The organism is Acidobacteriota bacterium (assembly GCA_016196065.1).
Taxonomy (GTDB): domain Bacteria; phylum Acidobacteriota; class Terriglobia; order Terriglobales; family Acidobacteriaceae; genus Acidiflorens.
The window spans coordinates 163,417-177,206 of the sequence record JACPYL010000027.1 but is presented as its reverse complement, the minus strand read 5'-3'; the positions used below and the strand labels follow the sequence as shown (position 1 = coordinate 177,206).

The 13,790-nt window shown below is 58.0% G+C and carries 13 protein-coding genes; 7 read left to right on the top strand and 6 right to left on the bottom strand.

All coding sequences use genetic code 11. From position 1 onward, the window contains the following. Positions 1 to 58: 58 nt before the first annotated feature. Positions 59 to 1,993 carry a DNRLRE domain-containing protein gene (locus HY010_21875; protein ID MBI3478389.1) on the top strand — a complete coding sequence of 645 codons (1,935 nt, stop codon included), beginning with the start codon at positions 59 to 61 and terminating at the stop codon, positions 1,991 to 1,993. 105 nt (positions 1,994 to 2,098) lie between these two features. Here the strand turns inward: HY010_21875 and HY010_21870 are convergent, their stop codons facing one another. The 5 genes from HY010_21870 to queD form a co-directional block, all read right to left on the bottom strand. After that, on the bottom strand, positions 2,099 to 3,157 hold the full coding sequence (locus HY010_21870; GenBank protein MBI3478388.1) for a PilT/PilU family type 4a pilus ATPase: 1,059 nt from the start codon (positions 3,155 to 3,157) through the stop codon (positions 2,099 to 2,101). A 273-nt stretch (positions 3,158 to 3,430) separates the two neighbouring features. Further along, a complete protein-coding gene (locus HY010_21865) occupies positions 3,431 to 4,567 on the bottom strand; it encodes a tetratricopeptide repeat protein (GenBank protein MBI3478387.1) in 1,137 nt (378 codons plus the stop codon). 135 nt (positions 4,568 to 4,702) lie between these two features. Further along, positions 4,703 to 5,407 carry a 7-cyano-7-deazaguanine synthase QueC gene (queC, locus tag HY010_21860; protein ID MBI3478386.1) on the bottom strand — a complete coding sequence of 235 codons (705 nt, stop codon included), beginning with the start codon at positions 5,405 to 5,407 and terminating at the stop codon, positions 4,703 to 4,705. A gap of 110 nt (positions 5,408 to 5,517) precedes the next feature. Further along, a complete protein-coding gene (locus HY010_21855; GenBank protein ID MBI3478385.1) occupies positions 5,518 to 6,201 on the bottom strand; it encodes a radical SAM protein in 684 nt (227 codons plus the stop codon). 114 nt (positions 6,202 to 6,315) lie between these two features. Then, on the bottom strand, positions 6,316 to 6,693 hold the full coding sequence (queD, locus tag HY010_21850) for a 6-carboxytetrahydropterin synthase QueD (protein ID MBI3478384.1): 378 nt from the start codon (positions 6,691 to 6,693) through the stop codon (positions 6,316 to 6,318). Between the two features lie 254 nt (positions 6,694 to 6,947). Between queD and HY010_21845 the strand changes: the two genes are divergently transcribed. The 6 genes from HY010_21845 to HY010_21820 all read left to right on the top strand — a co-directional run bounded on the left by HY010_21845 (position 6,948) and on the right by HY010_21820 (position 13,188). Next, positions 6,948 to 7,367 carry a GNAT family N-acetyltransferase gene (locus HY010_21845; protein MBI3478383.1) on the top strand — a complete coding sequence of 140 codons (420 nt, stop codon included), beginning with the start codon at positions 6,948 to 6,950 and terminating at the stop codon, positions 7,365 to 7,367. Positions 7,368 to 7,484: 117 nt separating this feature from the next. After that, positions 7,485 to 8,195, top strand: coding sequence for a sigma-70 family RNA polymerase sigma factor (locus HY010_21840; protein MBI3478382.1), 711 nt, complete (start codon positions 7,485 to 7,487; stop codon positions 8,193 to 8,195). Between the two features lie 88 nt (positions 8,196 to 8,283). Continuing rightward, entirely contained in the window at positions 8,284 to 9,231 is a 948-nt protein-coding gene (locus tag HY010_21835) for a HEAT repeat domain-containing protein (protein MBI3478381.1), read from the top strand. 99 nt (positions 9,232 to 9,330) lie between these two features. Beyond that, entirely contained in the window at positions 9,331 to 10,533 is a 1,203-nt protein-coding gene (locus HY010_21830; GenBank protein MBI3478380.1) for a hypothetical protein, read from the top strand. A 42-nt stretch (positions 10,534 to 10,575) separates the two neighbouring features. After that, positions 10,576 to 11,628, top strand: a complete 1,053-nt coding sequence (locus tag HY010_21825) for a PDZ domain-containing protein (GenBank protein MBI3478379.1) — start codon at positions 10,576 to 10,578, stop codon at positions 11,626 to 11,628. 201 nt (positions 11,629 to 11,829) lie between these two features. Next, on the top strand, positions 11,830 to 13,188 hold the full coding sequence (locus HY010_21820) for a TonB family protein (GenBank protein ID MBI3478378.1): 1,359 nt from the start codon (positions 11,830 to 11,832) through the stop codon (positions 13,186 to 13,188). 18 nt (positions 13,189 to 13,206) lie between these two features. On the opposite strand, the gene HY010_21815 is transcribed toward HY010_21820, so the two are convergent. Continuing rightward, positions 13,207 to 13,767, bottom strand: a complete 561-nt coding sequence (locus tag HY010_21815) for a cytochrome c (protein MBI3478377.1) — start codon at positions 13,765 to 13,767, stop codon at positions 13,207 to 13,209. Positions 13,768 to 13,790: the final 23 nt, after the last annotated feature.

The window sequence follows — 13,790 nt, the reverse complement described above, 5'->3', positions numbered from 1 at the left end:
TCCAAACTTGCCAACCCATTCGATGGGATTGCAGAACCATGAGGAGCAGAGGTGCGTTATGAAGAACTTCAGGACACAACCGTTATTTGCAGTCGTGCTGCTCATGATGAGCGCGCTGACTACTGCGTATGCCCAGATCACGCCCAGCGACGACTCTTACACCAGCACCGCGACGCCAACTACAAACTTCGGCGCGAAAACGACGCTCGGCGTCGTCAGTCCATCACAGTCGGCCTACATCCAGTTTGACTTGTCGTCTATTCCGGCTGGCTACACCAGCGCCAGCATTGCCAAGGCGACGCTGAAGCTCTACGTCAACACCGTGCCCTCCGCTGGGAGTTTCAATGTGGACTTTGTCAACGGCACGTGGTCGGAAAAGACGATCACCGCCAATCTTGCGCCCGCTTTGGGTAGCACCATCGCGCCCAGCGTGCCGCTGACTGGTGCGAACGCAAAAGACTACCTGCTGATTGATGTGACTGCGGCCGTGGGAGCGTGGCTCAACGGCACGCAGGCCAATGACGGCATCGCGCTGGTGGCGAACAGTCCACTTTCGGCGACATTTGACAGCAAGGAAAACACGGCGCAGAGCCATCCGCCGGAATTGGACATCGTGTTCAGCGGCGGTGGCACGATCACCGGCATCACCACTGCTTCAGGCAGCGGCCTGATCGGCGGGACAAACAAAGGCGTCGCCAATCTGAGCCTGCTGACGAGTTGCAGTTCCGGTCAGATCCTCTCCTGGAATGGGACTGCCTGGGCATGCAAGTCGGTGAGCGGAAGCGGGACGGTGACCAGCGTGGGGTTGAGCGCCCCCGCTTCCGACTTCACCGTGAGCGGCTCGCCAGTCACGACCAGCGGAACGCTGGGACTGAACTGGAAAGTGTCCCCGAGCAGCGCGAGTGCGGCCAATGCCATCGTTAAGCGCGACGCCAACGGCGACTTCTGGGTGAACGCCATCACTGGCACGGGAACGTTCGTGACCGAGACAACAAACCCGTACGGTATGTTCGCTTTGTCTACGAGTCCGACTGGAATCGGTTCTTACGGCGAAGCCAATTCCGCCACCGGTCTGACTATCGGCGTGAAAGGCGTCACGGACAGCTTGGGGACTGGCGGCGCCGCTGGAGTGTTCGGCGTCGCATCCAGCGCCGACCCAAGCGCCGGACCCTCGCAGGGAGTTGCGGGCCAGTCCAACAGTAGCCGCGGTATCGGCGTGATCGGGTTTGGCTCGAGTTTAAGCGCGACTCTGAGCAGACTGATTGGGGTCGTTCCGGTTGGCGTTTGGGGTGATAGCGCGGGTGGTTTTGCGGGTGTTTTTGCCACGAACGACTCTGGCACGGCTCTCCAAGCTACCAACAATAGTCCGGGGGCCCCGACAATGGAGGTGGTAAACGATACAACCGCTCCTTCGGGCCATGTGTTCACTACGCTTGGAACAACGAATTTTTGCGATATTGACGTCCTTGGAAATCTTCACTGTTCCGGCACTCTCAGTGGAGCCGCCAAGAATTTCAAGATTGACCATCCGCTCGATCCTGCAAACAAGTACCTGGTACACGCCTCGATCGAATCTCCGGACATGAAGACCGTGTACGACGGCGTGACGGTGCTGGATGCAGACGGCCAAGCGTGGGTCAAACTGCCAGCCTACGTCGAGGCACTGAACGGCGAGTTCCGCTACCAACTCACGTGCATGGGATCGTTCGCCCCAGTTTATGTTGCGCAGGAAATTTCCAACAACCGGTTCCGCATTGCCGGCGGGACAGGCGGCATGAAGGTTTCCTGGCAAGTTACGGGCACTCGCCACGACGCCTACGCCAAAGCTCATCCCCTGGTGGTCGAATCCGAAAAACAGGGAGACGAACGCGGCCACTATTTGCATCCGGAAGAGTTCGGACAGCCAAACGAACTCGGGATCACCGCGGTCCATCGCGCCAAAATGCGACCGCGCCCTGCCGATCAGGACCATTCCTCAGCAGTGGCTAAGTAGCCGGGTGCGTTCTAGATTTGCGAACCGGGAGTGCTGATCGGCGCCGTAGGCCTCCCGGTCCGCGACCTATGCTCCGCTTCAGTTGTGAGGTATCGGATGCGGCGCTTAGTTCCGCGCGAGTTCTTGTCCCAGGACGGTGGCGTTGCTGGCGAAGCACAATCCTGTTTCCAGATCGACGACTCCAGTGCGCACGAGTTTAGCTATCTCGCCGTCGAAGTGCTGCATCCCTTCGTTCTCGCTCGACTTCATCGCGTCGAGCAAGGTGCGGCCCGGACGTTCGCCTTGTTCAATGCAATCCCGTGTGCGCGAATTCGACTTGAGGATTTCGACAACTGCGGCGCGCCCTCCGTTATCCGTCCTCGGGACAAGGCGCTGCGCAATGATGTAGCGGAAGGTTTTTGCCAGCCGGTCGCGGACCGATTGATGATCCGTTGCTGGAAAGCTGGTCACAATACGCTCCACCGTCTTCGAAGCGTCGACCGTATTCATGCTCGACAAAACCAGGTGTCCGTTCTCTGCTGCTTCCAGAACAATTTCAAGCGTCTCGCGATCGCGAATCTCTCCCACCATGATCACGCGCGGCGCTTGCCGCAATGCCGCCCGTAAGGCGAGCACGAAGTTCGGCGCATCGCTGTGCAGTTCGCGCTGGTGAACCGTCGACTTCTTGTGGTTATGCAGAAACTCGATCGGATCTTCCACTGTCAAGATGTGATAACAGTGCTGGTTGTTGATGCGGTCGAGCAGCGCCGCAACGGTGGAAGATTTTCCCGAACCGCTGCCTCCTGCAACCAGGACAATCCCGTTGCGAACCTCGGCCACCCCTTCCAGCTGGGCCGGCAAACGCAGCGAGGAAAAACTGGGAATCACAGTGGGAATCACGCGCATGACGATCGCGCAGCTGCCGCGCTGAATAAACACGTTCACGCGAAACCGCGCCATGCCAGGAAGTCCGTAGGAAACATCGCAGGAGCCTTGTTCGCGAAGCGTGTTAATGGCCTGCTTGTTGGTACCGATCAGATCCGCGGCAATACGCCGGGTATCATCCGCAGTGAGAGCGCTGGCGCCGGAGATTTCGACGGCCGTGAGCTGGCCATAGATTTCCACCTGTGGCGGTCGTCCCGGCGAAAAAATCAGATCACTGACTTTTTCATGCGCCCGCAGCATGCCGGATAAAAGCACCGGCGTCGACACCAAGCCCGATCCGCTTACGCCCTCGAAGGCAATCGCAATCGGGGAACTCCCCGGAGCTGCCATTTCACACTCCCTGCAAAATTGGATTGACGCCACAGAACAATCAAGGAGGACGACGGAATGCTATGCAAGCAATGTAACGCGAACAGAGAGGGAAGCGAAGGACAGCAAGGCCATAGACCTAAGTAACTGAAAGGAAAAGAAAAACGGCCCCGCAGGGCCGTCTTCGTGCAAACCCTGTGAATGCTACTTCTTAACCGCTTTCTTCTTCGTGCCGTAGGTGGTTTCGATGTTCGCGCCAATGCTCGCCAGCATGTCTTTGGCAGGCTGGGCAAAGGTACCGGTGGGCTCGATTTCGAGGTACTTCTGGAAAGCATCGGCTGTCCCTTCCGGCGCAACCATCTTGTCGCCCTTGAGGGTAGCTTTGCCGATCATGTTGACGCCTTTCCAGTAATAAGCCGCCGCTTTGGTGGGATCGGCAGCAATCACTTTGTCGAAAGCCACGATCGCGGCGTCGACTTTGCCGGCATTCGTCAACACGGCTCCGGTATTGAACATGTATTGTGCAGTGTGAGCAGGATCGAGTTCAGCGGCCTTCGCATAGGTGGCCACGGCGTCGTCGATCTTGTTGGATTTGGAAAAAACTTCCGCCAGGTTGTTAAGGTAGGCCGCAGTCTTGAGGTTGTTGTCCGCTTCCTTCTTGGCCGCCTCGGAATTCGCGCGCAGTTCGATCGCCTTCTGATAGTTCGTGACCGCGGATTCAAAGCGCTTCTGTTTTTCCGCGGGATCGGTCTGCTTGGGCGCCGACATCCTATACGCATCGCCGAGCTTGAACCAGAGCAAATCCCGGCTCGCGTCCATCTGGGTTGCTTCCGTCAAGGTCGTGATCGCAGTCTCGAAGTCGCCACCATCGCTTGCGGTTTTGGCAATATTGAGCTTGTCATTGAGGGCCTTGACAGTATTTGTTTCCTTGGCCGCCTGCGCTTGCCGCTCCTGCATCTCCTTGACCTGGGCGGCGGTCATGCCCTGACCCTGGGCGGCTTTTTCAGCTTCCTGCTTGAGATCGACGTCCTGTACTACTTCATCCAGCCCGACTGGAATGCCGTTCAGAAAGAAAATCTGCTGGCCGTCTCTGGTGACCGTCACTTTGTACTTGCCCGGACTGATACCCAGGGAAAAATATTCGCCCTTGGCGTTCGTCTTGAGAGTGTACTTGCGTCCGGTTTCTATTCCCGCCCATTCGACTACTACTCCGACCAGCGGCTTACCTTCTGCATCCCGGCACACGCCCTTCACGGTACCCGTCGCCTGCGCGAACGCAGCGGGAGCACTCAGGACCGCCGCCAGCACGAGCAACAGGGGAATGATGAATAACTTCTTCATAGCTTGCCTCCCGGCACAAAACCCGAATTTACAAAACCTGACTTGCGAAAATCCGACATCGACGATTTCCGCTTTTCATCTGCCGGAATGCCGCAGTTCCGGTAATTGAGAAACAGAAATTTTCTGCCATCAGGTTCACACCACTCCGCCGGCCGCCTTCGCATACGGGATCGGATCCCGCACACCTGCTTCGCGAAACGCTCGCAGCCGAAGCACACAGCTGTCACAAACGCCACAAGCCAGGTCCTGCCCCTGATAGCATGACCACGTTAAATCGAAGGGCGCGCCCAATTCAAGGCCTTGCGTCACAATCTCCACTTTTCGCATCGCGATCAATGGAGTCACAATTTCAATCCCGCCATCCTTCGTCCCGGCCTTCACTACCTCGTTGAAAGCACGATAGTAAGCCGGACGGCAATCGGGATATCCCGAACTGTCCGGCTCGACGGCACCGATATACACTTTCTCCGCTCCCAGCACTTCCGCCCAACTGACCGCCACCGAAAGAAAGTGCGCATTACGGAAAGGAACATACGTAACTGGAACGCCCGTTCCGATGGCATGCGACTCCGGCACCGCGATGTTCGTATCCGTCAACGCCGATCCTCCAATTGCCCGCAAAGCATCGTTCCGCACCGCCAGCCGCGCGCGGATTCCCAGCCGATCACAGATGCCGTCGAACGCGCGCCTTTCCCGCGCCTCAGTCCGCTGTCCATAGCTGACATGCACGGCTGCCGCGTCATGGTCGCGCACCGCCAAAGCCGCGCACACGCACGAGTCCATCCCACCGCTCAAGAGCACGACAGCACGGGTTTTTCCACTCGTAGTATTAGATGGCATGAATCGAATCGGTGGTTGGGGTCAAGGCCTTCTACTTGATTCTATGACAGTTGGATAGAATCGGGCGAACCGTTCAATCAGGTTGACTCAAGCACTCAATGAGCCAATCCCTACACGCCCTTCGCGGCAGGATCCCAGATCAGCTTGTGAATCTGGAGGCTCAAGCGGGCTGGCACATCGTCGGCGAGTATCCACTGTGCGAGTTCTTCCGGATCGAGCAGGCAGTGTGAAGAGTCCCGAGCGCCCGACGCATCTTTCCGAAACGCAGGCGAGAACAGGATCGCATGCACCCGCTGCTCAAGCCGGTGCCGGCGCACAAACTCCCGCGCATATTCATAATCCGTGCGATCGCTCAGCACAAATTTTATTTCGTCATGCGGCTGGAGCACTTCCAGGTTTTCGATTGTGAATGTGTCCGGCTCGCCCGAATGAGGGCATTTCACATCGACAATCTTCACCACCGGCGTGGGCACCCGTTCCAACGGACGTTCTCCACTCGTCTCCAACAGAACTTTGTACTCTGCATTCAGCAGTTGCTGCATCAGCGCAACCACTTCGCGCTCTTGCAACATCGGCTCGCCACCCGTGATCTCGACCAATCCGCCATTCGGACTCAGCCGCTCCACTTCGCTGAACACCTCGGCGGACGACATCTTCTTCCCACCTTGGAAACTGAACTCGCTGTCACACCACGAGCAACGCAGGTTGCATCCCGTCAGCCGCACGAACACGCACGCCAAGCCCGCGTGGGTCGACTCGCCCTGCAACGATTTGTAGATTTCCGAAATCTGCATGGGAAGAAGAGGTTTCCTGTCGCCAGTTTCTGGTTTCTCGTTCGCCGACTGCCGAGCACAGGATGTTGCTCCTGTGACAAGAAACAAGCAACTCAGACACTAGAAACTCACGTGCTACTCCGAGTACTTCGCGGTAGTTGTGTCCGTCTCGAAAATCGTCACATCTCGCACTGCGACTCGTCCGTTGGTGACGCTCTGCAGCCGCGAATTGGTTTCGTCGTAAAAATATTTTGCGAGATTTTCGGCCGAGGGATTCAGGACCGTGAACGGCTCAATGTCATTGATCATCTGATGATCCAGTCGGTCGATGACGTGTTTCATGACTTCTTTCAGATCTTTGAAATCAAGCAGCAGGCCAGCCTTGTCGAGTTCCGCGCCCGCCAGCGTTACCCGGACTTTGTAGTTATGACCGTGCGGGTTCTCGCACTTGCCCTTGTAGTTGCGCAGATAGTGCCCCGCAGCAAACGTATCGTCGACAGTGACTTCGTACATGAATCCCCTTAATTCGTCGTTGGTCGTTCGTCCTTCGCGAAAGCTCAGCCGTTCCTCACCGCACAAATCGCGAAAGGCGAAGGACGAACAGCGAATGGCGTCTACCCTCTAGCGACCATCGACACTTCCGATATTGTACCCTTTCAAAATCAGCCCGACTTATTGATGGGGAACTCGACATGGTTTCAAACGACATCACTTTTCGTCTCGCCACACCGAACGATCGCGACGTGATCTTGCACCACCGGCGAGGGATGTTTCGCGACATGGGCAAAGGCACCAAACAAGAACTTGACGCCATGACAGAAGTGACCTCTCCATGGCTGGCAACAGCCCTGGCCGACGGCTCGTATCGGGGCTTCCTGGCCGAAGACAAGAACCGCAGAGTCGTTGCCGGTGGCGGCGTGCTGATCGCCGGGTGTCCGGCTCGTCCCGGAGACCTCAACACCCGCCGCGCCTTGATCATCAACGTCTTCACGGAACCTGAGTTCCGCAAGCGGGGTCTGGCTCGGCAGCTCATGTTGTTGATTATCCAATGGTTAAAAGATCAGGGCTTCCTCTCCGTCGTGCTGCATGCCAGCGACGAAGGGCAGCACCTATATGAGTCGATGGGTTTTGTCCCCACCAACGAGATGCGCCTCTGGCTCGGCAAACCCGGGGAGACACAGGCTTAATGTTTTACTGTGAAGCAAATAAAGGACTAACCCCTATAATCTGCTAACCATCTGGTTGCTGCCTCGTCTACTCCTTGCAAGACAGGTTGGTTCACTTGTAAAGGAAATAGAGGCACAATGCCGGCCGACTCGTACGCAGCTACAATTCCGGTTGGCGAGCTTTCTCGGGGGCAGACAAGCGGGGCCCGGGGAGAGCGGGGCAGCGGTACCCAGAACCCCAGCTTGAGGGGCTCCGTGGCAGCACAGGGCAACCGCATTGACGACACGACTCTGATACGGGAGGCGCAGCAGGGTAACCGTGCGGCCTTCGAGGTCCTCGTTCGTCATTACGATCAGTCCGTTCTGCGACTGGCTCTTCACCTCACCGGATCCGAAGCCGACGCGCAGGACATCCATCAGGACGCTTTCCTCAAGGCCTACAAAAACCTCGGCAGTTTTCGCTTCGAGTGTTCGTTCTACACCTGGATTTACCGGATCGTCACCAACCTCTGCCTCGATCACCTTCGCAAGAGAAATGTTCGTAAGGAAGATGCTCCGGTCGCAACCGATCGTTCGGGCGAAGAGTACAGCCTGATCGAGCAAGTGGCGGATGGCCGCTCTGGAGCCAATCCCGAACGCGACCTGATGCGTCGCGAACTGGGACGCAAAATCGGCGCAGCCCTTTCGCGCCTCACTCCTCGCGAGCGCATGGTTTTTGAGTTGAAGCACTATCACGGCCTGAAATTGCGGACCGTTGGCGAGATGTTGAACACGACGGAAGAGACCGCAAAAAATACGCTGTTCCGCGCCACGCAGAAACTGCGCAGCGCGTTGTTGGAGATGCGATGAGAATCAAAAACGCTGCGAGCTCCGGGCAACCGGTATGTGGGTTGTTCGAAGCTCGAAGCTCGTCGCTCGAAGCTTTCTGGAGTTGCAAATGAAGTGTGATTGGGTAAAAGACAATATCGTGTTCTACGTTTACAACGAGCTCGAAGACGATGCTCGTTATGAAGTAGAACAGCACCTCGCTCGCTGTCCGGAGTGTGCCGCGGAATTGAAGGCGGCCCGCAAGTTCCACGCGACGCTTTCGCAAGCTCCGGTTGCAGAGCCCAGCCCGAACCTGCTGGCGGCTTCGCGGATGCGCCTGCAGGAAGCGCTCGAAACCACCACTCAGGGTGGATGGTGGCAACGCCTGGTCTTCGATCCGGGCCACTGGCTGCGGCAAGTACGCATGGCTCCGGCGATGGTCGCAGCGATCTTCATCGTGGGCTTCGGCGGCGGCATCGCCACGACCTACAACTTCATGGGAGGCCGTTCTACTCCCACCGATCTGACGGCCACGAACTCGTCCTCGACTGTTTCGCCGCTCGAAGCTTCCATTACCGGCATTCGTTCCATCACACAGGACCCGGGCTCGAATCAGGTCAACATCAAGTACGACACGGTTTCCACCAAAGACATTCAAGGATCGCTGAACGACCAGCGCATTCAGCAACTTTTGCTGTTCGCGGCCCGCAATAACTACAACTCCGGCGTGCGCATGGATGCAGTAGAAAAACTGACGCAGGCGCCCAACGAGAACAACGTTCGCGAAGTACTGATGTACTCGCTGCAGAGTGACACGAACCCCGGCGTTCGCCTGAAGGCGCTCGATGGATTGAGTGGCTTCGTTCGCCAGGACGTACGCGTACGCGATGCCGTCCTGCAATCGCTAATCAACGACACCAATATTGGCGTACGCATGCAGGCACTTCATCTGGTGGAACCGATGAAGGCCGACAGCAGTGTTCGAACCGTCCTGACCAGGCTCTCGCAATCGGATCAGAACACCTCGATCCGGTCGCAAGCCAAAGCCATGATGGCGCAAGTTCCGGAAATGGATTAGGAACCCCGCCGTTCGCTGCGCGTCCTTCGCTGTTCGCAACCGCAGCGGGCCGCAGGAGCGAATAGCGAACGACGAACGACGATTTTTAGGAGCAATGAATTGACACGCATTGTCAAACCAGCCGGCATCGCGATTGTGCTTCTGACGCTGGCTTCCCTGGCGATAAGCCAGGAAGCGCGCGTCTATCGCGAAGGCGGCAACTGGGTCCAGGAAATTACTGGCAGCCTCGGCGCTGCGCGCACGTTGCACGTGAAAGTGGACATGGGATCGGTGCGGGTCGAGGGTGGACCGCAGCCTGGGATCAGCTACGTCATTCATAGTCGGGCCTATACTTCCTCCGAAAAGCAGGCGCGTGGCGAATTCGAACGCTACAAGATCAGCACCTACTCCAAGGGCGACACCGCATGGGTAGTCGGCGACTGGCAGGGCGGCCGCAATCGCGACCGGAAATTTTCCGGTGAATTTATCATCACCGTCCCCCGAAATCTTGAGCTTGCAAAAATACAGACCGATGGCGGCAATGTCCGCACCTCCGGCATTGCCGGGCGGGTCGAGATCCAGAGCGGCGGCGGCACCATTCACGCCGATGACATTGCCGGCGCGATCGACGTAGAGACTGGCGGCGGCACCATCGACGTCGGAACCGGGGGCAGCGACGTAACCGTTCGCACCGGTGGCGGCAACATCAAGGTCGCTTCTGCCAAAGGCAAACTGACAGCCGAAAGTGGCGGTGGCAGCATCGTCGTCGCTTCTTGCCTGCAAGGTGCAAACCTCGACACCGGAGGCGGCAACATCCAGGTCGATCGTTGCCAGGGAAGCGTGCACGTAACCACCGGCGGCGGCGGAGTCGAACTCGGCGACATTGGCGGTCCAGTCCAGATTGAAACTGGCGGTGGCAGCATTCGCTTGAGTTCCGCCAAGGGTCCCGTGAAAGCAGAAACGGGTGGCGGTTGCATCGAGTTGAACGGAGTCCCTTCTGCGCGAGCCGAAACGGGCGGCGGAGGCATCATCGCCAAGTTCCTCACATCCAGTGAGCGAGTTGATTCAACCCTGCAGACCACGGCCGGTGATATCACCGTGTACCTTGCCGGCGATCTGTCCATCTCGATTCGAGCGAATATCGAACTCGCGAACGGCCACAACATTCAAGCCAGTGAGTTCCCGGACATCCACGTAAACAGCGAAGGTGGACAGTGGGGACCGCGAACCGTTACCGCCGAAGGCCAGTTAAACGGGGGAGGGCCAGTGCTCAAGGTTCGGACCAGTTCTGGAAATATCAAGTTCGTCCGCGTCAGCCGTTAGCGGAGATCATGTTTTGACGATCGCTGTTTTTTAGGAGGCCCCATGTCATCTCGAATCCTGCTGTGTATCTCCATTTTGGCGCTCGTTGCCGGCGCCCAATCAGCGGAGGTCCCTTTTGACCGTCCCGGAGAAAACTGGAATTGGGGCTACGGAGTGGAAGAAGGCGGTGGTGGTTCCTCGTACCTGGGAGTCGACATCGCCGACGTCACCACCGAGCGGCTGAGCACGCTCAAGCTGAAAGAAGAACATGGCGCCGAAGTCACGATGGTCGATCAGGATGCACCTGCCGGCAAGGCTGGCTTGAAACAGCATGACGTCATCGTCAGCCTCAACGGCGCCGCAGTGGAAAGTGCCGCGCAGTTACGCCGGATGATCAAAGAAACACCAGCCGGAAGAGTCGTCACTCTCGGCATCAGCCGCGATGGCCAGCCTCAGTCGCTTAAAGTGCAGCTCGCGAACCGCAGCAAAAGTAAGGATTGGCCTGTGATCCCCGAGATCAAACTCGCGATGCCCGCCATGCCCGCTTTGGCAGACTTCGACATGCCAGTCTCAGTCGTAATCGCCCACTCCTCGCTGCGCAGCGGACTGATGGTGGAAAATATCACTCCTCAACTGGGTGACTTCTTTGGAGTGAAAGGTGGCAGCGGAGTACTCGTGCGTTCCGTGGAGAAAGGCAGCCGCTCCGAAAAAGCCGGGTTCCACGCTGGAGACGTGATCGTCCGCGTGAACAAAGAATCGGTGCACGATACTTCCGACTTTACCCGCGCTATCCGTGCGACCGCGAGCGGTACCGCCGCCGTGACCGTGATTCGCGACAAGCGCGAGCAGAACTTGACGCTCACTCTCCCCGACAAGAAAGACTCCGGCAACCTTCTCGAAGAAAGCCTTGATGCGCCTCTCGCCGCGGACACCCAGATGGAACTCAGCCGCGTTGGCGATGAAATCGCGCGTATGGCTCCAGCAATCGAGAAAATGCAGCTCAACAAACCCTGTTTCGACAAGCTGCAACACCGCCTGGAGGACTCCAAGAAGATGCTTCAGGAACGTACCGAGAAGATCCGGCACGAATTTTCCGGCGAGTGGACCGAGATCTAACTCGATTCCCTTGATGGCCCTGAAGTTCGCCGTAGGACGCGGCTTCCGCGTGTCCCTTTGCTCAGAAACGCGCAGGTGACTGAAGTAATGGCCTAACGGTACAAGTCCCTTCTCGCCCAATCATTTCCGAAACCTCCCCTAGGTGCTGTGCCACTGGTTACCTGCCCCCGTTGCAGGAATCCCGATAGGCTTATACGCAGAATGGCTCTGCGCGCGTTGCTGTTTTCAAAGAGTCCCGAAACGACGGATGCCTTGACCGCGGTCCTGCAGGAGGCCGGTATTCGTGCCGAGCTTTGCACGGATATCTTCGCGGCCATGGAGAAAGGCACCAAGCAGCCGTTTTCGTCCGTGATCGTGGACTGGTCGGAACAGCCGGAGGCAGGTTTCCTGCTGAAACGCGCCCGCGAATCCGGAGTCAATCGCACCGCCACCGTGATTGCGATCGTCGGGGATGATCCAACTCCCGAAGAAGAACGCGAACATCGCCTTGATTTCCTGATCTACCGCCCGATCGTCGCCGACGAAGCCCGCGCTGTTCTCGCGAAGGCCTGTCAGCAGATGCAGGTGCACGGGACCGCCTACGCTGGCGATGCTGGCGCTCTCGACCGCCCGGAAATCTCCGAGCCAGTGGAGCCAGCCTCCGAAGAACCTGATCTCGTTTCCATCGCCAGCGAATTGCCCGACACAAATCTGCTGGCTAACACCGAGGAACAGGGCGAGCAAAGCGTCTATGACGACTCTCGCGACCGTGGATCTTCGTCGCCTCTGAAATTCAAGAGCGCACTCGCCGCCGCACTCGTTCTCGCCGCCGTCTTTTTCTTCTGGAGATCGCGCGATGCATTCCAGTATTTGAACCACACTCCGGAAGGAACGAAACGCGTTCTACAGGAATCCGTGGCCGCACTCTTCTTCGCGGACAAATCAGGCACCCAGTCGGTCGGCACCGCCATGACCGATTCGCAACAGGATGCGTACTTTACCAGAACTCCCTCAAACGGCAACTCTTCGCCAAGCAACTTGGGGGTGGTCGCGTCCGACATCAACTTTTCCGATGCGCCGATGCGTTTGCCGCCTCCCTTTGACTTCCCTCTCCCGACACCGGAGCTTCACGTCGATCCGGTTGCTGCCCGTCCCCACCGCTCTGCAGTACCTGACAGCATTCGAGCGTCGGCTCCCGTTGCTCGCCCCGTTTCCATGACTGTGAACCCGGCGCAGATGATGCCGGTGTCCACTCCACCGCCACCAGCATCCTGGCAACAGACTGGAGAGCCGATCCAACTAAGCGAGCCTGCCGCTCGCGCGCTGATGTTGCAGTCGGTGAATCCGGTGTATCCGCCGGAGGCGTTGCCGCAAAAACTTCAAGGGGCGGTCGTGTTACAAGTGGCCATCGGACGCGACGGCAGCGTGCAGGAACTGAAACTGGTGCGGGGATATTTTGTGCTGGCGAAAGCGGCCATCGCTGCGGTCAAGCAATGGCGATTCAAACCCAGCGTGAGCGGCGGCCATCCGGTGGAAGCACAGACCGTGATCACCGTGAATTTCGGCTATCCACCCAGCTGACGACTGGTCCTACTCAAACTATTCGTGGTGCGAGTGATCGTGGTGGTCTTCGCCCTCGGCGGGAGGAGCGACCCCGGCCGATTTTTGCCAATAGTCCTGCGCAGCGGGCGGCAGCTTCTCGACACGCGTTAGAAACGCGACGACTTTCCACATATCCGTTTCGGACATAGTCTTGTTCCACGCCGGCATGCCAGTGTTCCGGACACCCGTCTGGACGGTGTAGAAGACCTGCCACTCCGGATCATCAAGAGGACGCACGATAAGGCTGGGAGCGGGCGGGTAGAACGAATGGGCCATCGCGGAGGGCTTGCGATCCAGTCCTCCATGGCATTCCGCACAAGCCATGACGTAGGTTTTCATGCCATCGATGAGGTTGGCATCGGTGGGAGGGATCGGATTGTTAACGCGCGGGGCATTGCGGTCGATAGCACGGTCCAGGGCGGTATGGGCAAGGCGCATTTCCCAGCCAGGGGGTGCGCTGTCGGCACGCGTGGGCGCCATTCCGAGAAGCACAACTCCGGCCAGGCCAATCGCTATAAGGACAAGAGTGACGATCACCCCAAGCAGGAAATTGCGCATGAATTACCTCCGACGTGCGAAAC